Here is a 25,594-nt window from a genome sequence, read left to right on the forward strand (position 1 = left end):
GGGAGTATGGAGCGCCAACCTGTTCTGGAAGTAAGGGATTTGACCACCACCTTCTACTCCCAAGGACAATCGTTTCATGCCATTAGCGGCGTTTCCTTTGCGATCAACCAAGGCGAGACACTTGGCGTGGTCGGCGAGTCCGGCTGTGGAAAAAGCGTGACCTCCCTGTCCATCATGGGGCTGATCAAGCCGCCGGGAAAGGTGAGCGGCGGTCACATCCTGTTCAAGGGGACCGATTTGCTCACCCTTGGCAAAAAGGAGCTGCGCGAGATCCGGGGCAATCGAATCGCGATGATTTTCCAGGAGCCGATGACTTCGCTCAACCCGGTCTACACCATCGGCAATCAGATCGGCGAAGTGCTCAAAATCCACACGAGGCTGAAGAAACGGGAGCGCGTGGCACGCACCGTGGAATTGCTGCAGATGGTTGGCATTCCCCGCGCGGAAGAAATCGTCCATGACTATCCCCATCAATTGTCCGGGGGCATGCGTCAGCGTGTGATGATCGCCATGGCGATGGCCTGCGCTCCGGAGCTCTTGATCGCCGATGAACCGACGACGGCACTTGACGTGACGATTCAGGCGCAGATTTTGGAGCTGATGAAAGACCTGCAGCGCAAAAACAAGATGGCGATGATGCTGATCACCCATGATCTTGGTGTCGTGTCCGAAGTATGCGACCAGGTCATCGTCATGTACGCCGGCATGATCGTGGAAAAAGGGCCGGTGCGTCAGATCCTGGACAATCCGCAGCATCCCTACACAAAAGGGCTTCTCGCGTCACTGCCGAAAAACGCGAAGGCCAGCCGGCGGCTTTCGTACATCCCGGGTCAGGTGCCGCCGCCTACCCAATGGGGGCGGGGATGCCGCTTTGCCGACCGCTGTTCGTGGGCAACCGAACAGTGCAGGCAGGAACTGCCGCCCCTGTTTTCAGCCGGTCCGGCATCGCAGGCTGCCTGCTGGCTCTTGAAAGAGGGAGGGGGAACAGCATGAGGGACACCGCGCAATCAGCATCAGCGGAAGAGGTTCTGCTGGAAGTAAGCGGACTTACGAAGCACTATCCCATCAAGAAAGGGATTTTCTCCAGGCAGGTGGGAGCGGTAAAAGCAGTGGATGGCGTCAGTTTTTCGGTGAAACGGGGGGAGACGCTGGGCATCGTCGGGGAGAGCGGCTGCGGAAAATCCACCACCGCCCGCCTCGTCATCCGGCTGTTAAAAGAGACGGCAGGTTCCATCCGGTTTGAAGGTCGGGAGCTGACTGCGCTGTCGGCGGGGGAACTGCGAACGGTGCGTCGGGACATGCAGATGATTTTTCAGGACCCGTATGCATCGCTGAATCCGCGTTGGACAGTGGAGCGTACACTGCTGGAGCCGATGCTTGTTTATGGCATCGGGAGCAAAGGCGAGCAGAGAGACCGGGTCCAAGAGCTTCTGACCCATGTCGGGCTGAATCCGAGTTATGCCAAGCGGTACCCCCATGAGTTCAGCGGCGGGCAGCGGCAGCGGATCGGGATCGCCCGCGCGTTGGTGCTTCATCCGAAACTGATCATCGCTGACGAACCCGTATCCGCGCTGGATATCTCGATCCAGGCCCAGGTGATCAACCTGCTGCAGGATCTGCAGGAGCAGTACAGGCTCACGTATCTGTTTATCTCCCACGACCTGTCGGTTGTTCGTCACATCTCCGACCGGGTCGCGGTCATGTACTTGGGCCGGATCGTGGAACTGGCGGAGACGGAAAAACTGTTTGCGACCCCGCTGCATCCGTACACGGAAGCGCTGATGTCAGCCGTTCCGGACGTGCAGGGTGCCAAAAAGGAGCGGATCATTCTGCGCGGCGACGTTCCCAGTCCGGCCAATCCGCCGGCAGGATGCGCGTTTCATACACGCTGTCCGCGCTGCATGGACATCTGCAAAACCGAGGCGCCGCCACTCAAGGAAGCGGCTCCGGGTCAACTGGCTGCCTGCCATTTGTACGCATAGACAATACGGGTGAAGGAGGACTTCCCATGATGATTGCGCGCGCCAACGAGGTACAGGCCGAACCCGTACCGGGCGTTATCCTGAAGACCCTGTTTCCCTTCCACGCACTCGAAGGGGGAAAGGCCCGTTTTGGCATGGTCACCATTCCCCCCGGGGGCCGGATTCCCGTCACGGGTCTCGCCCCGCACGATGAGGACGAGTATTCGATCCTGGTAAAAGGATCCATGGTGACCACAATCGGTGAAAGGGAATACCGGCTGCAGGCTGGTGATGCAACGCTAATTCCGGCGGGCGAAGCACATGCGGTGCATAATGATGGAGACGAAGAGTGCGTGTTGGTATGGGCGCTGGTAAAACGCACGTGACGGATTGAATAGAACCGGTCGTTTGTGGACTGTCCCCTGCTCTCGCAGGGGACGGTTTTTTGTTTTCCCGGTTCTACAAACAAGGGATACGGCATAGGATCAAACGTCGTCGGAAAAGGGAAAGTCGGACATGCCGGTGTATCCGCCGGATGGAGCAGGGATGAGAATGCGCGGCTTCGGCACGAGCAGGTCATGTGCGCGGCCTTGTCCGATAAAATCATGAAGGGGGAATACGATGGCGATTCATGAAGTGCGAATGCCCGGCCGCATTTTGTACGGACGCGGCTCCTTCGCGGAAGTAGGCAGAATTGCTGCCTCTTTGGGAAAAAACGTGTTGATCGTCAGCGATCCGATCATGGACAGGATGGGCAATGTAGCGGCTTGTGAACAGTATCTGTCCGAACAGGGCATTCCTTGCGCCAAATACGTCGGGGTTGATTCCGAGCCGACGGACCGCCATGTGGACGAAGCGCTAACCATGTGCAGGGAACGGGGGTGCGATACCCTGGTGGCCGTAGGCGGCGGCAGTTGTTTGGATACCGCCAAGGCGGCAGCCGTGCTCATGACGAACGGGGGCCACATCCGGGACTATGTGGGCAGCCACAAGCCCTTTGCGAACAAACCGCTCCCGCTCATTGCCGTACCCACTACGGCAGGTACAGGCTCTGAGGTGACCAAGGTGACGGTTATCATCGACACGGAACAGGACGTCAAGATGATGCTGGCGCGGCCGGAACTGCTTCCGGCTGTCGCAATTGTAGATCCCATCCTGACCCTGTCGTGCCCGCCGTCGGTTACAGCCGCCACCGGGGTGGACGCGTTATGCCATGCCATGGAGGCGTTTATTTCCCGCTGCGCCCAGCCGGTCACGGACGCATGGGCCTTGCAGGCGATCGAACTCATCATGAAGAATCTCCGCTTGGCGTATGAGCAGGGAGACAACCTGGAGGCGAGGGAACAGATGGCCCTGGCGTCCATGCTGGCCGGTGCGGCGTTTTCCAATGCATCCGTGACGCTCGTCCACGGCATGTCCCGCCCGATCGGCGCCATGTTTCACGTTCCGCACGGCGTTTCCAATGCCATGCTGCTTCCGGCCGTACTGGAGTTTACCAAAGAAAGCGCTCTGGAACGGTTGGCGATCATCGGACGGATCATTGCGTCGGATGGGACGGGGCGATCGGAAGCGGAAACGGTTGACAAGCTGATTCTGGAGATCAAAAGGTTATGCCGGGATTTGCAGATTCCCAACATGAAGACATGGGGCATCGACAAAACCAGGTGGAATCAGGTGGTATCGAAAATGGCGGCGGATGCTTTGGCCAGCGGCAGCCCGGGCAATCATCCCCGAATTCCCACCCATGACGAATTGGTCCAGCTCTATCATGTCTGTTATGACTATGATTTCAGCGTACACACGGAAAGCATGGGGTAACTCGTCATACAGCAGGCGAACATGGCATCGGCAGCAGACAACCAACGGTACGCCGGTATCGCAAACCGGGTCGCGGAAGATGGCCGCATGACTGCCCGGTAGGGAACAGCACGCGCAGAAAAGGCGGCGAGGTACACTCGCTGCCTTTTTCCCATGCGATGGCCCGCATGCAGGCTGAACCGGCAAGAGGCGGAGATGGAAATTCCTGCATAACGGGAGCGGGATTGGGAAAAATAAGGCAGCGGATGGGAGGGAACCAGGCATGCAGTCCTTTCGCAAGCAAGAAATTCGGCTGGCTTATTTCTGTTTCGGGATTTCCTTTCTCTTGCTGATTGCTTTGCTCATGAAGTGGATGCGTGGATAAACGAAAGGAGAAGAACCGTGTTTGCATTTGACCAGGTGATCGCAGCCAGACTGCTGACCTCGCTTACATTGGGCTTTCACATCATTTTCGCGACGATGGGGGTGGGAATTCCCCTGTGCATCTCGTTGGCGGAATTCGTCGGGTTGTGGAAAAAAGACGTCCATTACCTTCTCCTGGCCCGACGATGGGCACGGGGGTATGTGATCACGGTTGCCGTGGGAGTCGTGACGGGGACCTGCATCGCGCTGCAGCTTGTCTTTCTGTGGCCGGGTTTTATGCAGCTCGCTGGCAAGGTGATCGGGTTGCCGCTGTTTTTGGAGACATTCGCCTTTTTCTTTGAAGCGATTTTTCTGGGGATGTACCTGTACACGTGGGATCGCTTCCAAAACCCGTGGCTTCATTGGGTTTTGTCTGTTCCCATCATTATGGGGGCGGTTGGTTCCGCTTGTTTCATTACCTCTGTCAATGCGTTCATGAATACGCCCCAAGGCTTTCGGCTGGAAAACGGCGTGATCACCGCGATCGATCCGTGGCAGGCCATGTTTAATCCGGCTGCGCCGTCGAAGGTGGCTCATGTGCTGTCGTCGGCGTTTTTGACGGTCTCGTTCGTGTTGGCCGCGATCGCCGCGTATCACCTCTATCGAAAGAAACAGCATGAGTACTATCAAAAGGCGCTCGGGTTTACGATGCTCCTTGCCTTGGTGTTTTCCGTTCTCAATACGGTGATGGGAGACTGGTCCGGAAAATTTTTGGCCGAATCCCAACCGGAAAAACTGGCCGCAGGGGAGTGGCATTTTCATACAGGAGCCCGGGCGAAGCTGATTGTCGGCGGCATTTTACACGAAGACACCTTGGAAACGGAGTATGCGTTGGGCATCCCGCTGCTGTTAAGCATCCTGGCGAAAGGAACCCCCGATGCGAAGGTAATCGGGCTGGATCAGTTTCCCCGCGAGCTTTGGCCGCCGCTGTACGTGCACTACTTCTTCGACCTGATGGTGGGGTTGGGGGCGTATTTGTTTGTCGTGTCGTTCCTGTTTGTCGGCTTGTCCTTTTTGCAGAAGAGAGGCAAACTGACGCGGTTTTCGAGATACAATCGTCCCGTCCTCGCCGCCATCATGGCTGGCGGCCCGTTTGCCGTGCTGGCCACGGAGTGCGGCTGGATTTTTGCCGAAGTCGGCCGGCAGCCGTGGATTTTGCGGGGGGTTTTGCGAACGGGCGAAGCAGTCACTCCGGCGGCTTACCTGCCTGAAATGCTTGTGTTGTTTGTCTTGCTGTATGTATTCCTGGCCGTGCTGGTGACGAGCGTGCTCGTTCGATTGTTCCGCAAAACACCACCGGAAGTGGAGCTGGAAGCCAGAAAAATCATCTTGTAGGGGGCGCCATGGAACTGCACAAGATTGGCATTGCCATCGCGTGGATCTTTCTGTACGGGTATCTGATCGTCGCTTCCATTGATTTTGGTGCCGGGTTTTTCTCCTTTTACGGAAAGCTGACGAAACGCGACCACATCATCAACGCGATTATTGACCGGTATTTGTCCCCGGTGTGGGAGGTAACGAATGTCTTTTTGATTTTTTTCGTGTATGCGGTCATCGGCTTTTTTCCGGACGTCGCCTACATGTATGGCGTCGCGCTGCTCGTTCCCGGAAGCGTGGCGCTGCTGCTGATCGCGATTCGGGGGTCGTTCTATGCGTTTGCCAATTACGGAGCGCGAAAAAACACGGTGTACCTGTTTGTCTATGGAGTGACGGGGCTGTTCATCCCGGCTTCGTTGGCCACGCTGTTGACGATCTCCGAGGGTGGTTTTATTTCGGTCGACGGACAGCGCGTGGAACTTCTTCTGCATCAGCTTGTCCGCAGCCCGTACGCCTGGGTGGTCGTCCTGTTGGCCATTGTCAGCGTTCTGTTCATCAGCGCGTCCTTTTTAACCTACTATGCGGATCGGGCGAACGATACGGAGGCGCGGGAGGTGCTGCGCCGGTTTGCCCTGTACAACAGCCTGCCGACGATCTTTGTGAGTTTCCTCGCCTTCTTTACGATCCGTACCCATAATCCCGAGCATTTTGAGCGGATGCTTTCCATGAGTTGGATGTTTATGGCTTCTCTCGCCTGCTTTCTCCTTGCGCTGGCGTTGATCATCCAGCGGAAATGGTACGGAACCGCCTTTCTCTTTGTCATGCTGCAGTTTGCCTTTGCATTCTTCGGGTATGGCCGTTCCCATCTGCCGTATCTGCTGTATCCCTATCTGACCGTGGAATCGGGGGTGACCAGCGATGCGATGGGCGTGGCGCTGATTGCGGCCTTTGTTGGCGGCATTCTGCTGCTGATTCCGTCCTTGTTTTTGCTCATGCGGCTGTTTGTTTTCAGCGCGACTTACGTGCAGGGGAGGAAGTAGGATCTGCGGGCAGCGTGAGGGAACAGAACACAGGCAGCCGGCGCTCTGAGTGGAGTGCCGGCTGTTTTTTTTTGCGCGCCGCGGGCAGCCCGGTGCACGCGATTCGGCGGCGTGGGGGAATTCTCCGGCAGTCCGCCGGTGCACGAAACCCGTCACACGGAGGATAGCGGAACGGGCAGACCGCAGCCGGTGTGAAAACAGTGGACGAGCTGTTCACCCGTGTAGCGAACACGTGTAGCGAATCGCTACAGGCAGCTCCATCTGCGGAAGAGGAGGCCGGTTGTCTCCGCGCGGAAAATCCCTGCCGCAGAACGCGGAAATTCCATGCATGGCTGCGGACCAGGGTTGGCATCGTTTGTGCTTGTAGGTAGATGCAGCAAGAGCGGGCCTCTTGTGTGAACGAATCAACGACTCATGGATGGAAGGGAGATGATTTACCACATGGGAAGCATTAATGCGCAAATTCTCGCGATCGACGCCGGAGGCACCATGACCGACACCTTCATCATCAACGACAAAGGGGAATTTGTGGTCGGCAAGGCGCAGTCCACCCCTGACGACGAGTCGATCGGCCTCTTGAACTCGGCGCGTGATGCCCTCTCCTACTGGAACACCACGGTGGAAGAGGCGTTCCCCCAGTTGGTGGCGGGCGTGTATTCCGGGACGGCGATGCTCAACCGCCTGGTTTCCCGGAAAGGACGGCGCGTCGGGCTGATCGTCAACAAAGGGATGGAAGACTTCCACCGGATGGGGAGAGCCATTCAGGCTTATCTCGGGTACTCGTATTCGGACCGCCTGCATCTGAACACACACCGCTACGACCCGCCCCTGGTACCGCGGGAGCTGACACGGGGGATCACCGAACGGGTCGACCTGTTTGGCAATGTGGTGATTCCGCTGTATGAACACGAAGTGGAACAAGCGGTGGTCGAGCTGTTGGATCAGCAGGTGGAAGCCATCGTCATCAGCTTCCTCCATTCCTACAAGTACCCTGCGCATGAGCGCAAGGTCCGCGACATGGCGAAGGCCATCATGAACAAACGGGGCCAAGAGGTGCCGATTTTCGCGTCGGTCGACTACTACCCGCTGCGCAAGGAGTCGCACCGAACCAATACCACCATCATCGAGGCGTATGCGGCCGATCCGTCCCGCGAAACGCTGCTGAAGATCGACAAGCGGGTCAAGGAGAGAGGGGCCAAATTCGACCTGCGGGTGATGGCCAGCCATGGCGGAACGATCAGCTACCGGGCGAATGAACTGGCCCGCACGCTGGTGTCGGGACCGATCGGCGGCGTTGTGGGGGCCAAGTATTTGGGCGAGCACCTGGGCATCCGCAACATCGCGTGTTCGGACATCGGCGGGACCAGTTTTGACATGGCGCTGATCACGCAGGGGGATCTGAGCATCAATACGAGTCCGGACATGGCACGCCTGGTCCTGTCTCTGCCGTTGGTCGCGATGGATACGGTGGGGGCCGGTGCCGGCAGTTTCGTCCGGATCGACCCGAACTTCAAGTCGATTACGCTGGGGCCGGACAGCGCCGGATACCGGGTAGGCGTGTGCAATCCGGCGGGCGGCATTGAAACCGTTACCGTATCCGACTGCCACGTCGTGCTCGGATTGATCAATCCCGACAATTTCCTGGGAGGAGAGGTGAAACTGTATCCGGAGCGAGCGTACCAGGCGGTCAAGGAACAAATCGCCGATCCGCTCGGCCTGACGGTGGAGGACGCCGCCTACGGAGTGATCGATCTCCTGGAGTCGCAGCTCCGCAATTACCTGGAATCGATGATTCTCGGCAAGGGGTACTCTCCTTCCCAATACGTGTGCTTCTCGTACGGCGGGGGCGGACCGCTGCACACGGCCGGCTACACCAAAGGGCTTGGCTTCGAGGACATCCTGGTCCCGGCGTGGGCTGCCGGATTTTCCGCCTTCGGATGCGGGGCGGCCGATTTCGAGTACCGCTACGACAAAACGCTGGACATCAATGTAAACGCGGCCGCGGCCGAACAGGAGAAAACGGACGCGATCGGCGAACTGCAGCAGGCATGGGTGGAACTGATGGACAAAGTGGCCGACGAATTTGAGAAAAACGGATTCCCGCGCAATCAGGTCGAATTCCGCTTCTACTTCCGCATGCAGTATCAGGGGCAGTTGAACGACCTGGAAATCGAATCGCCGATCCAGACACTGCGCACGGTGGAAGACTGGAATGTGCTGGTTCACACCTTTGAGGAGACGTACGGCCGCGTGTATGCGAAAGCCGCCCGTTCCCCCGAACTGGGCTACTCGGTGACCGGAGCGATTGTGCGCGGGATCGTCGAAGTGCCGAAGCCGAAAATTCCGGAAGAGCCGCTCGGCGGCGAACAGCCTCCGCAGGACGCGTACCTGGGCACCCGCCCTGTGTATTGGAAAGGGAAGTGGACGACGGCCGACATCTGGGAAATGGAAAAACTGAAAGCGGGCAATCGGATCAAGGGGTTTGCCATCCTGGAATCGTCCGCGACGACGTTTGTCATTCCGCCGGGGTATGAGACGCGTCTGGATCGCCACCGCATCTTTCACCTGAAAGAACCCAAATGAGCGCAATCGATGGCGCCATTGGCTTGAGAAAAATGGGAGGAGGGATTGGAAGTGGCAAATGTGCAGAGTGAATGGTTGGTTCAAAACAATGCCCGCCGTCCGATCGGCTTTCATGGAAAAACGCTCAAACAAATGAGGGAAGAAATTGACCGGCTGAGCCGCGAAACCGGTCATTATGCCGGGTTGAAGGAACTGCCGTTCAAGGAATCGGAGCCGATTCGGTACGAAAAAATATTCGCGAAACTGCGTGGAGGTGTGGTTCATGCCCGCGAGACGGCCAAGCGGGTGGCCGCTTCCCCCATCGTCGAACAGGAAGGGGAACTGTGTTTTACCCTGTACACGCCGGAAGCGGATTCCATCGTGACCTCGACGGGCATCATCATCCACGTGGGAACGATGGGCGCTGCGATCAAGTACATGATCAAAAACGACTACGAGGAAAATCCGGGCATCGAACCGGGCGACATCTTCTGCAACAACGACTGCCAGATCGGCAACGTACACCCGTGCGACGTGCACACCATCGTGCCGATTTTCTGGGGACATGAACTGGTCGGCTGGGTGGGCGGCGTCACCCACGTGATCGATGTCGGGGCCACCGCTCCCGGCAGCATGACGGTCGGGCCCGTGACGCGATACGATGACGGCTATCAGGTGGCCTGCCGAAAAATCGGCAAAAACGACACGCTGCTGAAAGACTGGCTGATTGAGAGCCAGCGCTCCGTCCGCACGACCAAATACTGGCTGCTGGATGAACGGACCCGCGTCGCCGGCTGCCACATGATCCGCGACCTGGTGCTGCAGATCATCGAAGAGGAAGGCATTGACACGTACAAACAGTTTATCCGGGAAGTGATCGAGGACGGCCGGCGCGGGTTCATCAACCAGGTGAAGTCGATGACCATTCCGGGCACATACCGCGGCGTTTCGTTCGTTGACGTCCCCTATCAAAATCTGGACGTGCCGCCGTATGCGCGGGTAAACACCATCATGCACGCCCCGTCCGAGATGACGATTCACAAGGACGGGAAACTGGAAATCGACTTTGAAGGGGTCAACCGCTGGGGCTGGCACAGCTACAACGCGACGCCGGTCTCGATTACCAGCGGGATCTGGGTGATGCTCTCCCAAACCTTGATCCCGAACGACCGGGTCAACGACGGCGCCTATTATGCAAGCCGGTTTGGCCTGCCCTACGGCTCCTGGCTGAATCCCGACGACATCCGCACCGCCCACAGCTACGCCTGGCATTTCCTCGTTTCCGCCTGGAGCCCGCTGTGGCGTTCGCTGAGCCGGACCTATTTTGCCCGCGGCTATCTGGAAGAAGTGAACGCGGGGAACGCGAATACCAGCAACTGGCTGCAGGGCGGCGGGTACAACCAGTTTCATGAAAACCACGCGGTCAACAGCTTCGAATCGGCAGCAGAAGGCGTCGGGGCGAGTGCGGTCAAGGACGGTATCGATCACGCCGCCGCCGTATGGAATCCCGAAGGCGACATGGGGGACATGGAAATCTGGGAGCTGGCCGAACCGCTCTTGTACCTCGGACGGTCGATCAAGCCGAACACGGGCGGATACGGAAAATACCGGGGAGGAAACGGGTACGAAACCCTGCGGATGGTCTGGGGAGCCAAGGACTGGACCATGTTCTTCATGGGCAATGGCTACATGTCCAGCGATTGCGGCCTGATGGGCGGCTATCCGGCCGCTTCCGGGTACCGGTTCGAAGCGCACGGGACCAACATCAAGGAACTGATCGAAAAGAAACTGCCGCTGCCGTTGGGAGGAGATCCGGACCCCGGCAATCCGCAGTACGAAAAACTGATCACCGCCAAAGAAATCAAACGTGACAAGCAGGCGATCACAACCGAAGAGATTTTTGACAATTACGACTTGTATCTGAATTACCTGCGGGGAGGCCCCGGTTTTGGCGATCCGCTCGAGCGCAATCCGAAAGCGATCGAAACCGACCTGAACGAAGGTCATCTGCTGCCGGCCTATGCAGAGAAAGTGTACGGTGCCGTCATCGCCCAGGACCAGAAAGGCCGCTGGGTGGTCGATGAGGTGAAGACCGAACAGCGCCGGGCCGAAATCAGAAAAGAGCGGATCAAGCGCGGCAAACCCACGCGCGAATGGATGAAGCAGGAGAGGGAGAACATTCTCAACAAGCAGGCGGCCATTCAGGTTCGTCACATGTACGCCGGCAGCTTTGCCCTCAGCGAGAAATTCACCAAACAGTTCAAGGAGTTCTGGGATCTGCCAGAAGAGTGGATCATCAAGGAAAGCGAATTGGGCATCCCGGTATTCGGGGCCCGCAATCAAATCCAATAGCGACAGGGGAGCCAAGGAGGTTGAGCCATGCCCAAATACGACAAGCGTACGATTGAAGAACTGATCGACGGCACGATTGATTTTTTCAAACTGAAGGAGATGCTCTCCCATTTTAAAGATCCCGAGCGGTTTGACACCTATCTCGGCATCCTGCAGGAACGGGTGCCGTGGGAAGACCGGATTCTCCTCCCGGCCGGCCTGCACTTGTACATCGTGCAGAAAGAAAGCGGCGACCGCATCGTGAAGTGCGATTGCGGCCACGAATTCTGCGACTACCGGGACAACTGGAAACTGCATGCGCTCATTTACGTCCGGGATACGGAAGAGAAGCTGGAGGAACTGTATCCCAAACTGCTGGCGCCCGACCCGCAGTGGCAGGTGATCCGGGAATACTACTGCCCGTCATGCGGCGTGCAGTTGGAAGTGGAAAACGTGACGCCCTGGTATCCGGTCATCAAGGATTTCGAGCCCGACATCGACGCGTTTTATGAAGAATGGCTCGGACGTCCCGTGCCGCAGCCGAAGGTGGGATAGCACAACAGACAAAAGGCGACGATCTTCGCAAAGATCGTCGCTTTTTGCGTACAAGGCTTACAGCATGTTGTATTTCTTTAATTTCCGGTACAGGGTGGTGCGGGCGATGTTGCAGCGTCGGGCGATTTCCGACAAGTTTCCGTTCGTCTCCCGGAACAATTGGGCGAGCAGCCGTTTTTCTTCCTGCTCCAAGGGAGATGTCGACGGGTTCGCCCTGTTTGCCAGCAGCAAATAGCCGGGCAGATCGGACAGGTGAATGCGCTCCCCGGCGGTAAACAGAACCGCGTGCTCGATTGCGTTTTCCAGTTCCCGGATATTTCCCGGCCAATGGTAGCTGCGAAGGAACGCCAGCACCTCATCATCTGCGGCGGTCACCCGCTTGCCGTGTTTTTGCGCAAATGTTTGGATCAGGTGGCTGCACAACAAAAGGACATCGTCGCCCCGCTCCCGCAGGGGAGGGAGCGCCAACTGCACCACATTCAGCCGGTAATACAGGTCGGAGCGGAATTTTCCGTCCTTGACAAGTTGCTCAAGATTCTGGTTGGTGGCGGCGATAATGCGCACATCGACGGAAACGGGCTTGGACGATCCGAGGCGGACGATTTCCTTTTCCTGCAGCACGCGCAGCAGGAACACCTGCAAATCCAGCGGCATTTCACCGATTTCATCGAGAAAGATGGTCCCGCCGTTCGCTTCTTCAAATTTTCCCGTTTTTCCTTTCGGATTGCCGCCTGTAAAGGTGCCGGTTTCGTATCCGAACAATTCGCTGGCGATCAATTCTTTCGGAATGGCTCCGCAGTTGATCGCGAGAAAAGGCGCGCGATGACGCGGACTGGCCAGGTGGATCGCGCGGGCGAACCGTTCCTTGCCGGTGCCGCTTTCTCCCGTGATCAATACCGGGACATTGGTGGGCGCGACGATTTGACTCTTGAGAACGACGTTGTTCAATACGCTTGATTCGCCGATGATGTCCGCCCAATGATTGGCGGGCACGGGAATGGATGGGCGATGGTGCGTCGATTTGTGGAAATGAAGGAGGAAGCCGACCCGTTTGCAGTCCTTGTACACGTTTTCGATGGAGATGGTCAATTGCGGTGTGGGTAAATAGAAATCGGCTTGCGGGTCGTTGAGGGTCAGCAAGGCGGACTTCAGGGGAGACAGGTCGGATCGTGCCCAAAACGCCCGCCTGTCTTCCAACTGCAGCAGGGACAGGGCGCTGGAAGTCGCGGCAACCACTTGCAATGCTTCGTCCAGCATGATCATCGGGGCGTGTTTCCGCTTTTCCTCCGCCTGCAGGAAACAGGCCTTCAGATAATGGCGCGTTTCCAGGGCAGCCTCCCGAAACTGCTGTTCAATCGTTTTCGCCGTCATCACCGCGGTTCCCAGGGAATGGGGTTGGGCCAAATCGCAGGGGCCGGTCAAGTCGATCACACCCAACAACTGGCCGGTCAGCGGATCTTGAACCGGGGCGGCTGAACAGATCCAGGGGTGGGCCCCTTCGCAAAAATGCTCGTAGGCAAAAATCTGGATCGGCTGTTTCGCCGCGATGCAGGTCCCGATCGCATTGGTTCCGGCCGATTCTTCGCTCCAGTCAGAACCGGGCACAAAATTCATGCGTTCCGCTTTCTGCAAGATCCGCTGTTCTCCTTGGACGTGAATGATTCTTCCTTTGTTGTCGCACAGGGTGATGAGGTAGTGGGTGCCTTCGATCTGTCGAGCCAAATCCTGCAGGATGGGCAGGGAAACCTGGGAGAGGTGGGACTGGTTGACCCAATCAACCAATTCATCGTCAGTCATTACGATGGAGGCCTGCTTTTGGAGAGGGTTGACGCCTTTGGTTTGACAGCGCTTCCACGATTGGTACACATTCATCCTCATGTCCGGCGGTTCGCGCTTTTCGAAAACAAAGCGGTTCCACACCTCTTCCAGCTTCTGCAATGCTTCGTGGATGCTGCTGATTGAGTGAATAGCTATATACGGATTGGTCATAACTATCCCCCCAATGAACATGTACGAACTGAGCAATATTATACCAAAATTCTAATAATTTCAACAATATATCGTTTTGTAAATTTTGTATGATCCTCCCGGCTTTTGGTTTTGTCGAAAAGGGGAAAAAGGGGGCATGATTCCCCCTTCTCCGCATGTCATCCGCTACAATTCCTCAAGGATGTCCCCCGCAATCAGCGAATACCCCGACGGCCGCTTGGCTGCCGCGCGATCACCGGCGGAACCGTGGAGCCAGACGGCGAGGCAGGCTGCGTGGTCGGCGGGCAGTCCTTGGGCGAGCAGGCCGCCGATCATTCCGGCCAGGACGTCGCCGGCGCCGCCGGTCGCCATGCCGGGGTTGCCCGTCGGGTTTATGTACGCGCGGCCGTCCGGTGTAGCGACCACCGTACCGGCTCCTTTCAGCACCAGCGTCAGCCGATGGCGGCGGGCGTAGGAGCGGGCCAGCTCGATCCGGTTCTGCTGTACCTCGCTTGTCGCCACTTTGGCAAGTCGGGCCATCTCTCCGGGATGCGGGGTCAGGATGGTGGGTGCTTCGCGCTTCGGCCAAGACGAGAAGTGGTCAGCGTCAGCCAGCATGTTCAAGGCGTCGGCGTCCAGGACCAGCGGACCGTTCGTCTCCTCCCACAGCATGCGCAGCCAGTCCGCATCGCCGGGAAAGCGTCCCAGCCCCGGGCCGATGACGGTGACGCTGCGGCTGCGGACCAGCGCGATCAGCTTTACCCGGGCTTCAGGCAGATTCCACTCCCCGGGAAGCCCGGCCAGCATCACTTCGGGCACATGTCCGATCAGCGCGGGGAGGAGTGCGTCGGGCATTACCCAGGTCACCAGCCCGCTGCCTGCACGAAGCGCCGCTTTGCTGCAGAGCAGCCCTGCCCCGCTCATCTCTCGGCTGCCTGCCACGACAAGCACGTGTCCGTAGGTTCCCTTGTGGGTGTCGGCTTGACGCGGCAATCGCGGGTCCAGCCGGAACCGTTCGCGAAACAATTGTTCGTCGAGCAGGAAGGTTTGGACGCCGAATGTGTCGGCGAGTGACGGCCAGATGCCGATGGGGCGTACGACGACCTCTCCCGCCTTGTCCAGGCCGCCTGTCTGAACCAGCCCCCGTTTGAGAAAAGCGAGGGCCACCGTGCGCGCGGCCTGAATGCAGGGATCGTGGGGCACGCCGGTATCCGCGTCCAGACCGCTGGGAATGTCGGCGGAAATGATCGGCAGCCCGCTCGCGTTTGCTTCCCGGATCAGATCCGCGTAGGGGCCGCGCGGAGCGCCTTTGCTGCCCGTCCCCAACAGCGCGTCGACGATTCCGTCAAATGAGCGCCAATCCACAGGGGAAGTGCCGTACACGATGGCGGGTATCCCCAATCGCCGCGCGATTTCCTGCTGCCGCGCGGCCTCCCCTGTCAACTGTTCCGGCGATTGTGCGAAAAGGAGGGTGACGTCTACGCCGCTTTCCATCAGATGCCGCGCCGCCACCAGTCCGTCGCCGCCGTTGTTCCCTTTTCCGACGAGGATCGCCCAGCGGGGTGGTCGTTTCCCTTTGTCCATCCCGTGGGTGCGGGAATACTCCTGGACGTCGCGGGCGATGGCGCTGCCCGCGTTTTCCATCAGCACGGCGGCCGGAATGCCGATCACGTCGATTACATGCCGGTCCATCTTTCGCATCTCTTCGGCGGTTACCACATACATGGATCGCGGACTCCTTTCCCAAAACGACTGCGTGTGACCCCATCATACCACAGGGAAGGGGATTTGATGGTCGATTTTGCCTGTGTGGCGGGTTCTCCAGCGATGAACGGCCCATACTCTTTTCACGATTTTTCCATAGTTTTTCCGAACTTTCCCGGCATTCTTTCCCTACAATCGGACGTGCAAGGCAAGATCAAATCAAAGGAGTGTGGATGATGATGAAAAAAATCCTTTCCGTATCGCTGCTCACGACCAGTTTGCTGGTCTATGGGGTGGGGATCATCCATGCGGAAGAGCAGTCGGATGCGCAGCCAAAATGGAAGCAAACCCCGGAATACCAGGCGATTCAAACGCTGCAGGAACAGCGCAAGCAGTTGAACGCCCAGCTCAAGGCCCAAGGAGAGCAGAACCGGGCGGCGTGGGAAGCCCTGCGGAGCGGCGTTCCCCAAGAGGTACGGGACACCGTGAAACGCGTATTGAACGAAATCAAGCCGCTGCGGGAAGAAAACAAACAACTCGTAGCCGCACTGAAAGAGGCCAAGCAAGCAAAAGATGAGGAGCGGATTCGCGAGATCAAAGCGGAATTGGAGGCGAACCATCAAGCGATTGAAGCGAAGCTGGCCCCGATCCAATCGCAGTGGGAGCAGGTCAAAGAGCTGCGTAGCGCTTTGAAGGAGACGAAATCCCAAGTGAAGCCGATCCGGGAAGAGAAGAAGGCGAATCACCAAAAGGTTGTCGAACTCCGTACCGACATAAAAGAGACGATGAAGAACGCAAAAGAGGCTTACAAGAACGGCCAGGAAACGGAATGGAAAGACGCCCTGGGAAATGCAGCCGATCTTCTCGAGCAGTTGAACGCCGTGAAAACAGAGATTTTGTCTCAGAAACAGGCAATCTATGAGATTCTAAAATAGGTGTACCCGTCTGTATGCATGTGACACCGGTTCCGGTACCGCGGAACCGGTTTTTGCCTTTTCCCCAAAGAAAGTATGGGAAAAGTGTGGGATGTATGGGAAAACGTCCGGTTTTGTCGGTTCCTTCCCGATTTTGATGTACAATAGCTGGTGAATCTATCAGATGGCGGAGGAAGTCGCATGAAACCCTACCAAATTGCCATTGTGGATGATGATGCCAACATTCGCCAGATCGTCGAGGCGTATCTGCAAAAAGAAGGATACCAGACAGTCGGACTGGAGACGGCAGAAGAGGCGCTTCGTCTGTGGGAAACCCGTCCGCCCGATCTTTGGGTGCTGGATATCATGCTGCCGGGTATGAACGGGTATGAATTTTGCCGCCGCATCCGGAGGGAGACCGAAACCCCGATCATCATGATTTCCGCACGGGACGAAGAGGTAGACAAAATTCTCGGACTGGAATTGGGCAGCGATGACTACCTGACCAAGCCGTTCAGTCCGCGCGAACTGGTGGCCAGGGTAAACCGATCCCTGCGCCGCTGGGAATACATGAGGAATCGTTCGACGACAGCGCCGAATGAGGACAAGGAGGCTGCCGCAGACAGGGAAGAGGTTCCTGCTCTTCTGCTTGATACGGAAAAACGGCGTGTCTATTGGCAGGGAAAAGAAGTGGAGGTGACGGTGAAAGAGTTTCAACTGCTGCGTCTCTTTGCCGACCATCCCAATCGCGCGTTTTCCCGGGAAGAATTGCTTGCGCTGGTGTGGGGAGACGACTATTTCGGCAGTGATCGCGTCGTCGATGACCTGGTGAGACGGGTGCGCAAAAAATTGGACGGGATTCCACTGGACACGGTCTGGGGATTTGGATACCGTCTGCGGGATCCACAGGAGCAGGCAAAATGAAACTGCTGTACCGGATCACGCTGGCGTTTGGCCTCTTGCTGATTGTGGTAACCGGGGTATCCGCTTACCTGATCAATTCGTTCCTCCTGGAAAACCTGATTGAGCAGCAAAGAAGAGAGCTTGCCTTGAAAGGCCAGGTGTGGATCGAAAAGGTGAAAGCATCCGGCGAAACGATCAAGCCGGAAGAGATCCAGGAGCTGAGCAGGTTGGTTGTCTCCAATCGAAAGGTGGAGATCCTGCTCCTCGGGAGACGAAAAAAAGTGCTGTACACCACGCTTCCGTCGGCCAGTCTGGATCAATGGATCGATCAGTTGGAACGGAAGGCGAAGAAGAGACAGGATAAAAACATTTGGATGATTGGCAGCGATGACTATATCGTGGTGACGCTTCCCTTGAAAAACGGCGAGAACCAGAGGCTGCTGCTGGCAACGCCGGTTCGCGGCCTAAAGGAGTTGCGGATGGAACTGACCGGCAATATCATGGCAAGTCTGCTGCTCGGGGCGATTTGCGCCATCATCCTCAGCTTCTTCATCACGCGGAGCCTGGTCACCCCCCTGAGCAGGCTGACGGAGGAGATCAAGAAAGTGCAGCGCCGCCGATTTTCCGAGGTGGAAATGATTCCGGCCAGCGGGGAGATCGCCGAGGTTACCAAGAGCGTGTATTTTATGGCGCAGGAATTGGATCGGTTTCACAGCAGCCAAAAGCAGTTCTTTCAAAACGCCTCGCATGAATTGAAGACACCGCTCATGTCGATTCAAGGGTACGCGGAGGGCATACGGGATGGCGTCTTTACAGGGGAATCCGCACGCCAGGGACTGGATGTGATCGTGAAAGAGACCACGCGATTGAAAAACATCGTGACGGAAATGATTCTTCTCGCCAAGTTGGAAAGTGAAGAGGATCTGTTCCATCCGTCCGAAGTCTCCGTTCTGGAACTGGTGCATCAAGCGGTGGAGCGGCTGCATCCGCTGATGATGCAAAACGGTGTGGACATTGCTGTGAGGTGCGGCGCAGCGAATCCCCGGATCAACGTCGACAGCGAGAAATTTCTGCAAGCCGTGCTGAACATCCTGGGAAACGCAGTGCGGCATGCACGGGAACACATCGAGATCAGCATCGAGGAAAAAAACCGGCACGTGCTGATCGACATCATCGACGACGGAGAAGGAATCCCGGACGACCTGCTCCCCAACTTGTTCCATCGCTTCGTGAAGGGGAAAAACGGGGAAACCGGTCTGGGGCTGGCCATTTCCAGAGCGATTGTCGAACGATCGGGCGGCACCATCGAGGCAGGGAATGGGAGGACGGGTGCTGTCTTTCGGATCAGGATGCCGCTGCTTCACGGCTGAGTGTCATGCGGCATGCCGCTTGGAGTGAATCCGGCTGTCCATATCAGGGAAGCCAGCCGGATTCTCCAGGCCCGCGGCAGAAAGAGCTGAAGAAAAGGAAAAAAATTCATTGACATCATCTCGGGAGGCCGATAGTATATGTATTAACAAAAAATATCGAATAAACTGAAAGAAAAACACAGTTTTACATGATAAAACAGAACCGGTGCGGCCGCGTGCGCAAGGTTACCCGTTTCCTCTATAATGACAGCGCTTTCAATTAGTGCGCTCACGGCTGTCTGCGGACAGGATGCTGTGCCTGCAATGTGCCAATATTGTAAAACAAAGTTTTATATTATAAAACAAAATCTCATTACTGAGGAGGTTGCCCCATGAGTTCGCCGCTCTTGTCGCCAAAAGAAGAACATTCCCTGCAGGCCAGGCACAATGTTCGCTGGACGGTCGTGATGTGGTTGTTAATCGGCGGGATCATCAATTATCTGGACAGGGCCAACTTGTCCATCGCCGCGCCGGAAATGATGAAGGAACTGGGGCTGAGCAAAACGGATATCGGGCTCCTGGGAACGGTGTTTTCCTGGTCGTACGCGCTGATGCAGCTTCCTTCGGGATGGCTGATTGACCGGTTTGGAGCCAAAAAAGTGTATTCCATCGCCGTGATCTGGTGGAGTCTCGCGACGTTCATGACGGGTGCCGTGAGTAAAATGTCTTCCCTGATTGGCGCCCGCCTCCTGCTCGGCATAGGAGAAGCTCCCTGTTTCCCGACGGCGGCCAAGATCACGTCGTACTGGTTCCCGAAAAAAGAACGGGGCCTGGCTACAGGGATTTGGGACTCCTCGTCCAAATGGGGTCCGGCGATTGCTCCTCCGATCCTCGTGTTCCTGCTGATCAGCTTCGGTTGGCGGGCGCTGTTTTACATCACGGGCTTGATCGGTATCGTGTTTGTGATCTTCTTCCTCATCTTTTACAAAAATCCGGAGAAAAGCCGCAAACTGTCCCCCGAAGAACGGGCCTACATCCAGGCGGACGGGGCCGGAACCGAGCAGGGCATCCAGCAATCCAGCATCAAATGGCGCACCTTGTTTACATACAGAAGCGTGTGGGGCATGATTCTCGGCTTTTTCTGCACCATCTGGATCTGGAACATCTTTCTCATCTTTCTCCCACTCTATCTGGTCGAAGTTCACCATATCTCACTGAAAGAACTGGGGATATACGCCAGCATTCCGTGGATCGGCGGCATCTTCGGCAATATCTTCGGCGGGTATCTGACGAAGAAACTGGCGGACAAGGGAATCGCCGCGCCGATTCACGCAAAACGGATGCTGATCGGCATTTGCGCGCTGGCTGCCGCCGTCGTCGTCGTGATCATTCCCTTTGTGCACGGCATTGTGATAACGCTTACGCTGATGACGCTGGCGCTCTGCTTTATCTCGGCGATTACCGGCAGTGCGTGGGCGCTTGCCGGAGACATCGCACCTCCGTCGATGGTGGCGTCGGTCGGATCCATTCAAAACTTTGGCGGTTATTTTGGCGGCGCGTTCTCACCGGTCGTCGCCGGAATGATTGTCGATACGACCGGTTCGTATGTGCTCGCCTTTGTATCGGGAGGATTGATCGCCGGATGCGCAGCCTTGTGTTACTGGTTGATCGTGAAGAATCCAATTGAGGAAAAACAGGCCTGACCGACAATTTGCGAACACCGTGTGAGGAGGATGGACATGAAGCCGTACGTGTATGTGGCTGCGCCGATCCCGGCGGAAGTGGAAGCGTATCTGGCGGAGCACTGCGAATACCGAAAGTGGGAGGGGGACGCACCGATTCCCCGCGGGGAACTGCTGCGGGAGATTGCCGATGCGGAAGGGCTGTTGACGGTCGGCGGGCGGATCGACAGCGAACTGTTGGAGCATGCGCCCAAGCTGAAAGTCGTCAGCAATATCTCCGTCGGCTACAACAATTTTGACCTGGAGGCGATGAAACGGCGTCACGTGATGGGGACGAACACGCCGCACGTACTGGACGAGACGGTGGCCGATCTGGCTTTTGCGCTGATCCTGTCCGCTGCCCGCCGAATCCCCGAGCTGGATCGGCACGTCAAGGCCGGCAGATGGGAGAGGAAACACGACGAGTGGCTCTTCGGACTGGATGTGCACGGCAAAACGCTTGGCATCATCGGCCTGGGCCGAATCGGCGAAGCGATCGCCAGACGGGCCGTGTACGGCTTTCGCATGAATGTGCTGTACCACAATCGCAGACGAAAGCCGGAAGCGGAGCAAACGCTGGGGATCACCTACCGTTCCCTGGAAGACCTCCTGCGGCAGTCCGATTTCGTCCTCCTGATGGTCCCGCTGACCGAGAAGACGACGCGCATGATGGGCCGCGAGCAGTTCGCCCTGATGAAACCGACTGCGATCTTCATCAACACGTCGCGCGGCAAGACGGTAGACGAAGCGGCTCTGATCGAAGCGCTGCAGGAGAAACGGATCTGGGGCGCCGGACTCGACGTGTTTGAAGAGGAACCGACACCGCCCGACAATCCGCTGCTCCGCATGCCCAATGTCGTGACACTGCCGCATATCGGATCGGCCACACGCGAGACGAGGTTGGCCATGGCGATGCTGGCGGCGCAGAATCTCGTCGCCGCCGTGCACGGGAAACGGCCGCCCAATCTCGTCACCGAATGAAGGCGTGGATACGTGCGAGGAATGGCCGGGTTGTACACAAATGATAAAACTCAGTTTTGTCATATAGAACATGGGATGCAAGGTGGGATGCCAAGTGAAAAAACATCTGTTGATCCTGTCCAGTCTCATCCTGTCGGCGGCGGTGCTGCTCTCCGGATGCGGAGGGCAGCAAACGGCCGGCAGCGGTTCGCCGGGCGCAGGGAGCGGAGCCAAGACGCACACGTTGAAAGTGGCCAACTACTTCGCGACCGACCATCCGCAGAACGTGGCCCTGCGGGAAAAGTTCAAACCGATGGTGGAAGAGAAGTCGGGCGGCACGCTGAAGGTGCAAATCTACGACAACAGCAAGCTGGGGGCGGAGAAGGAATTTTACGACGGGGTGCGCAACGGCACCATCGAAATGGGCATACCGGGATTGATCATGCAGGCCGACATTCCCAAGATGGCTGTCGGTGAGTGGCCGTTCCTGTTCAAGGATTTTGCCCATGCCAAAGCTGTCTTTACCGGCCCGATCGGCAAAGAGATGACGGAAGAACTGGAAAGCAAACACGGCGTGCATCCGCTGGCATGGAGCGCCAACGGTTTCCGGATGGTTTCCAGCAACCGAACGATCACCAAACTCGAAGATTTCAAAGGACTGCGTCTGCGCATGCCCAACATCCCCAACTACATTACGCTGGGCCAACTGCTGGGGGCCAATGTGACGCCGATGCCCATCTCCGAAGTGTTTACGGCACTGGAGCAAAAAGTGGTCGACGGGCAGGACAACCCGATCGCCACCCTGAGAGCGTCGGGCTGGTATGAAGTTCAGTCGGATGTGCTGGAGTCCCGCCACATGTTCAGCCCCAACCTGTATATCATCAACGCGAAACTGTGGAACGAACTGACTCCCGAGCAGCGGCAGATCATCGAGCAGGCCGCGAAAGAATCGGCCGACTACGAGTGGGAGCTTATGGAAAAGAGCTACGAAGCGGACAAGAAATTTCTCCAGGAGAACGGTATCCGATTCACGACGCCTGACGATTCGTTCCGGCAGGCGATGGAAGCCGCGGCTCAGCCGCTCTATGACGAGATCTTCCAGAAGTATCCGTGGGCAAAGGACATGGTGGAGAAGATCAAGGCGGCCGCCAAGTAGATCGGGAAGGTTGACAAGAAGGGAGGAGATGTTGTGGAAAAAGTCCTGCACATGCTGAATCGGGTGCTGAATGGCGTCACTGCGGTTTCGCTGGCATTTATGGCCATTCTCGTTTTCGGCAACGTCGTGCTGCGGTATCTGTTCAATTCGGGAATTACCTGGTCCGAAGAAATGTCGCGCTTCCTGTTTGTCTGGATGACGTTTTTGGGGGCGATCAGTGCGTTGAAAGACAATGAGCATTTGGGGATCGACATGTTTGTGAAGAAACTGTCGCCCCGGATGAAAAAAGCGGTTTTTGTGCTGACCAACGGGATCGTGCTCTACGTGCTGTGGCTGGTGCTGGACGGCAGTTGGAAGATGACGCTGATCAACATGGACAGCATGGCCCCGGCGACGGGATTGCCGCTCGCGTGTGTGTACGGCATCGGGATTGTCATGAGCATCTGCATGGCGATCATCATCGCGTTCAATCTGTACCGGGTGCTGTTTGGCAAGCGTTCCGTCGAAGAATTTATCCGCGCGCGGGAATCGGAAGAGGAACTGCTGGTGTCGAGTCAGCAGCAGGCGGTGCCGGAGGTGGCTGGTAAATGACGCTGGGCGTGTTTCTCGGGTCTCTGTTGGGAGTGATGGCGCTGGGGATGCCGATTGCGTTTGCCCTGCTCTTCAGCGGCGTCGCCCTGATGATTTACCTCGACATCTTTGACAGCCAAATCGTCGCGCAAAACCTGATCAACGGCGCGGACAACTTTCCGCTGATGGCGATTCCGTTTTTCATCCTCGCCGGGGAATTGATGAACGCCGGGGGCATCTCCAAGCGCATCATCCAGTTTGCGCTGGCGCTTGTCGGCCACATCCGCGGCGGATTGGGCTACGTGGCGATTCTGGCAGGCATCCTGTTTGCCGGGCTGTCCGGTTCCGCCGTGGCCGACACGGCCGCACTCGGGGCGATCCTGATCCCGATGATGGTAAAGGCGGGGTACGACCGCAACCGCTCCACCGGGTTAATCGCGGCAGGGGGGATTATCGCACCCATCATTCCTCCCAGCATTCCGATGATCATCTTCGGCGTGACCAGCGGCCTCTCCATTACCAAACTGTTCATGGCGGGAATTGTGCCGGGTCTGCTCATCGGCGTCGGCTTGATGATCGCCTGGTGGGCGATGGTCAGAAAAGGCCGGTTTGAGACATACCCTCGCCGGTCGCTGAAAGAAATGCTGGCCGCGACCAAAGGAGCCATCTGGGCACTCCTGCTGCCGCTGATCATAGTCGGGGGGCTTCGCGGAGGCGTGTTTACACCGACGGAAGCCGCGGTCGTAGCCGCATTTTACGCCCTGTTCGTCGGGTTGGTCGTCTACCGGGAGTTGAAGGTGACCCAACTGTACGAGATCCTGGTGGCCTCCGCCAAGACGACCAGCGTCGTGATGTTTCTCGCCGCAGCGGCGATGGTGTCCGCCTGGTTGATCACGGTGGCCAATATCCCGGCGACGCTGACCGACATGCTGGGGCCGCTGGTCGACAATCCGCTGCTTCTGCTGGTTGTGATCAACGTGCTGGTCCTGCTGGTGGGCACAGCCATGGACCTGACCCCGACCATTTTGATCCTGACGCCGGTGCTGATGCCTGTGATCGAACAGGCCGGGATCGATCCGATCTACTTCGGCGTCCTGTTTATCCTGAACAACTGCATCGGCCTGCTGACCCCTCCCGTCGGCACCGTGCTCAACGTCGCCTGCGGGGTCGGGAAGATCGGCATGGAAGACATCATGAAAGGCGTCTGGCCGTTTTTGCTGGTCGAGATCGTGATTCTCGTCCTGCTGATTCTGTTCCCTGCGATCGTGACTGTTCCGTTAGAGTGGTTGACGTAAGGAGGAGCGAACATGCAAAAGTGGAAAGTCGTCGTGACCGATTGGGAGTACGCCGATTTGCGGTATGAAGAACAGGTGCTGGACCGCGAGCGGATCGAGCTGGTGCCGGCGCAGTGCCGCACGGAGGAAGAGGTGATCGCGGCATGCCGCGATGCTGACGCGCTGATCAACCAGTACGCGCCGATCACGAGAAAGGTGATCGACAGCCTGGAGAAATGCCGGGTGATCACCCGGTACGGCGTGGGGGTCAACACGGTTGATCTCGAGGCGGCGACGGAAAAAGGGATTTGTGTGGCCAACGTGCCCGATTACTGCATGGACGAAGTGGCCGATCACGCCCTCGCCTTGCTGCTCGCCTGGACGCGCAAGGTGGTTGTCGCCAATCACCATGTAAAAAGCGGCGTCTGGGATTTCAAGGTGACGCAGCCGATCAGCCGTCTGCGCGGCAAAGTGCTCGGCTTGATCGGGTTCGGAAAGATTCCGCAGGCGCTAGCGGAGAAAGTGAAGCCGCTCGGGTTGCGCGTGATCGCCCACGATCCGTTCGTGCCGGAAGCGCTGGCGCAGGAAAAGGGAGTGCAGCTCGTCTCCCTTGACGAGCTGTGCCGGGAGGCCGATTTCATCTCCGTCCATGCGCCGCTGACCCAAGCGACGGAAGGAATGGTGGGCAGCGAGCAGTTTGACGCCATGAAACCGAGCGCGGTCGTGATCAACACGTCGCGCGGGCCGGTAATTGACGAACGCGCGCTGATCGAAGCCCTGCGCACAGGCCGGATTGCCGGAGCCGCTCTTGACGTGGTCGAGCGGGAGCCGATCTCCCCGGACAATCCCCTGCTGACGATGGAACAGGTGATTCTCACCCCGCATGTCGCCTGGTATTCGGAGGAAGCTGCCGCGGAAATGAGGACGAAGGCAGCGATGGGGGTCGTCGATGTTCTGCTGCACGGAGAGTATCCGAAATACCTGGTCAACACGCAGGTAAAAGAGAAGGTCCGCTTGAAAGAGAGCTGTCCGCAGAACCGCTATGCGGCCTATGTGTAAGCGATGGATCAGAAAGAAAGGGGACATGTG

At 57.5% G+C, this 25,594-nt stretch carries 20 protein-coding genes; 18 read left to right on the forward strand and 2 right to left on the reverse strand.

The window, feature by feature from the left end:
• The first annotated feature begins 6 nt into the window (after nt 1–6).
• From FOI68_RS07025 to FOI68_RS07065, 9 genes are all read left to right on the forward strand, one after another.
• A complete protein-coding gene (locus FOI68_RS07025; protein ID WP_143862734.1) occupies nt 7–993 on the forward strand; it encodes an ABC transporter ATP-binding protein in 987 nt (328 codons plus the stop codon).
• On the forward strand, nt 990–1,982 hold the full coding sequence (locus tag FOI68_RS07030; RefSeq protein ID WP_143862735.1) for an ABC transporter ATP-binding protein: 993 nt from the start codon (nt 990–992) through the stop codon (nt 1,980–1,982). Before FOI68_RS07025 ends, FOI68_RS07030 begins: the two co-directional genes overlap by 4 nt.
• Before the next feature lie 26 nt (nt 1,983–2,008).
• Entirely contained in the window at nt 2,009–2,347 is a 339-nt protein-coding gene (locus FOI68_RS07035; RefSeq protein WP_044898187.1) for a cupin domain-containing protein, read from the forward strand.
• 235 nt (nt 2,348–2,582) lie between these two features.
• Nucleotides 2,583–3,779, forward strand: coding sequence for an iron-containing alcohol dehydrogenase (locus FOI68_RS07040; RefSeq protein WP_143862736.1), 1,197 nt, complete (start codon nt 2,583–2,585; stop codon nt 3,777–3,779).
• Nucleotides 3,780–4,160: 381 nt separating this feature from the next.
• Nucleotides 4,161–5,516, forward strand: a complete 1,356-nt coding sequence (locus tag FOI68_RS07045; RefSeq protein ID WP_065066585.1) for a cytochrome ubiquinol oxidase subunit I — start codon at nt 4,161–4,163, stop codon at nt 5,514–5,516.
• Nucleotides 5,517–5,524: 8 nt separating this feature from the next.
• Nucleotides 5,525–6,538, forward strand: a complete 1,014-nt coding sequence (locus tag FOI68_RS07050) for a cytochrome d ubiquinol oxidase subunit II (RefSeq protein WP_029098857.1) — start codon at nt 5,525–5,527, stop codon at nt 6,536–6,538.
• A 441-nt stretch (nt 6,539–6,979) separates the two neighbouring features.
• Complete coding sequence (locus tag FOI68_RS07055) at nt 6,980–9,121, forward strand: hydantoinase/oxoprolinase family protein (RefSeq protein WP_143862737.1); 2,142 nt, start codon at nt 6,980–6,982, stop codon at nt 9,119–9,121.
• Between the two features lie 60 nt (nt 9,122–9,181).
• The gene (locus FOI68_RS07060) at nt 9,182–11,452 is read left to right on the forward strand and encodes a hydantoinase B/oxoprolinase family protein (RefSeq protein ID WP_370512110.1); all 2,271 of its coding nucleotides are present in this window, start codon (nt 9,182–9,184) and stop codon (nt 11,450–11,452) included.
• A gap of 27 nt (nt 11,453–11,479) precedes the next feature.
• Nucleotides 11,480–11,986: an acetone carboxylase subunit gamma gene (locus FOI68_RS07065; protein ID WP_029098860.1), complete on the forward strand. Its 507-nt coding sequence runs from the start codon at nt 11,480–11,482 to the stop codon at nt 11,984–11,986.
• A 57-nt stretch (nt 11,987–12,043) separates the two neighbouring features.
• Here FOI68_RS07065 and FOI68_RS07070 read toward each other — a convergent pair whose 3' ends face one another.
• Nucleotides 12,044–13,975, reverse strand: a complete 1,932-nt coding sequence (locus tag FOI68_RS07070; protein WP_143862738.1) for a sigma-54-dependent Fis family transcriptional regulator — start codon at nt 13,973–13,975, stop codon at nt 12,044–12,046.
• 165 nt (nt 13,976–14,140) lie between these two features.
• Nucleotides 14,141–15,679, reverse strand: coding sequence for an NAD(P)H-hydrate dehydratase (locus FOI68_RS07075; RefSeq protein ID WP_143862739.1), 1,539 nt, complete (start codon nt 15,677–15,679; stop codon nt 14,141–14,143).
• Nucleotides 15,680–15,894: 215 nt separating this feature from the next.
• Between FOI68_RS07075 and FOI68_RS07080 the strand changes: the two genes are divergently transcribed.
• From FOI68_RS07080 to FOI68_RS07120, 9 genes are all read left to right on the forward strand, one after another.
• Complete coding sequence (locus tag FOI68_RS07080; RefSeq protein WP_143862740.1) at nt 15,895–16,593, forward strand: hypothetical protein; 699 nt, start codon at nt 15,895–15,897, stop codon at nt 16,591–16,593.
• A 180-nt stretch (nt 16,594–16,773) separates the two neighbouring features.
• Nucleotides 16,774–17,496 carry a response regulator transcription factor gene (locus FOI68_RS07085; protein ID WP_143862741.1) on the forward strand — a complete coding sequence of 241 codons (723 nt, stop codon included), beginning with the start codon at nt 16,774–16,776 and terminating at the stop codon, nt 17,494–17,496.
• Nucleotides 17,493–18,845 carry a sensor histidine kinase gene (locus FOI68_RS07090; RefSeq protein ID WP_143862742.1) on the forward strand — a complete coding sequence of 451 codons (1,353 nt, stop codon included), beginning with the start codon at nt 17,493–17,495 and terminating at the stop codon, nt 18,843–18,845. Before FOI68_RS07085 ends, FOI68_RS07090 begins: the two co-directional genes overlap by 4 nt.
• 371 nt (nt 18,846–19,216) lie before the next feature.
• The gene (locus FOI68_RS07095; protein ID WP_029098866.1) at nt 19,217–20,527 is read left to right on the forward strand and encodes an MFS transporter; all 1,311 of its coding nucleotides are present in this window, start codon (nt 19,217–19,219) and stop codon (nt 20,525–20,527) included.
• A gap of 36 nt (nt 20,528–20,563) precedes the next feature.
• Nucleotides 20,564–21,526: a 2-hydroxyacid dehydrogenase gene (locus FOI68_RS07100; protein WP_143862743.1), complete on the forward strand. Its 963-nt coding sequence runs from the start codon at nt 20,564–20,566 to the stop codon at nt 21,524–21,526.
• Between the two features lie 94 nt (nt 21,527–21,620).
• On the forward strand, nt 21,621–22,661 hold the full coding sequence (locus FOI68_RS07105; RefSeq protein ID WP_029098868.1) for a TRAP transporter substrate-binding protein: 1,041 nt from the start codon (nt 21,621–21,623) through the stop codon (nt 22,659–22,661).
• 33 nt (nt 22,662–22,694) lie between these two features.
• A complete protein-coding gene (locus tag FOI68_RS07110; protein ID WP_029098869.1) occupies nt 22,695–23,252 on the forward strand; it encodes a TRAP transporter small permease in 558 nt (185 codons plus the stop codon).
• Nucleotides 23,249–24,526 carry a TRAP transporter large permease subunit gene (locus FOI68_RS07115; protein ID WP_029098870.1) on the forward strand — a complete coding sequence of 426 codons (1,278 nt, stop codon included), beginning with the start codon at nt 23,249–23,251 and terminating at the stop codon, nt 24,524–24,526. Before FOI68_RS07110 ends, FOI68_RS07115 begins: the two co-directional genes overlap by 4 nt.
• A 12-nt stretch (nt 24,527–24,538) precedes the next feature.
• Entirely contained in the window at nt 24,539–25,564 is a 1,026-nt protein-coding gene (locus FOI68_RS07120) for a C-terminal binding protein (protein ID WP_029098871.1), read from the forward strand.
• Nucleotides 25,565–25,594: the final 30 nt, after the last annotated feature.

Source organism: Brevibacillus sp. LEMMJ03 (assembly GCF_007197875.1).
GTDB classification, from domain to species: domain Bacteria; phylum Bacillota; class Bacilli; order Brevibacillales; family Brevibacillaceae; genus Brevibacillus; species Brevibacillus thermoruber.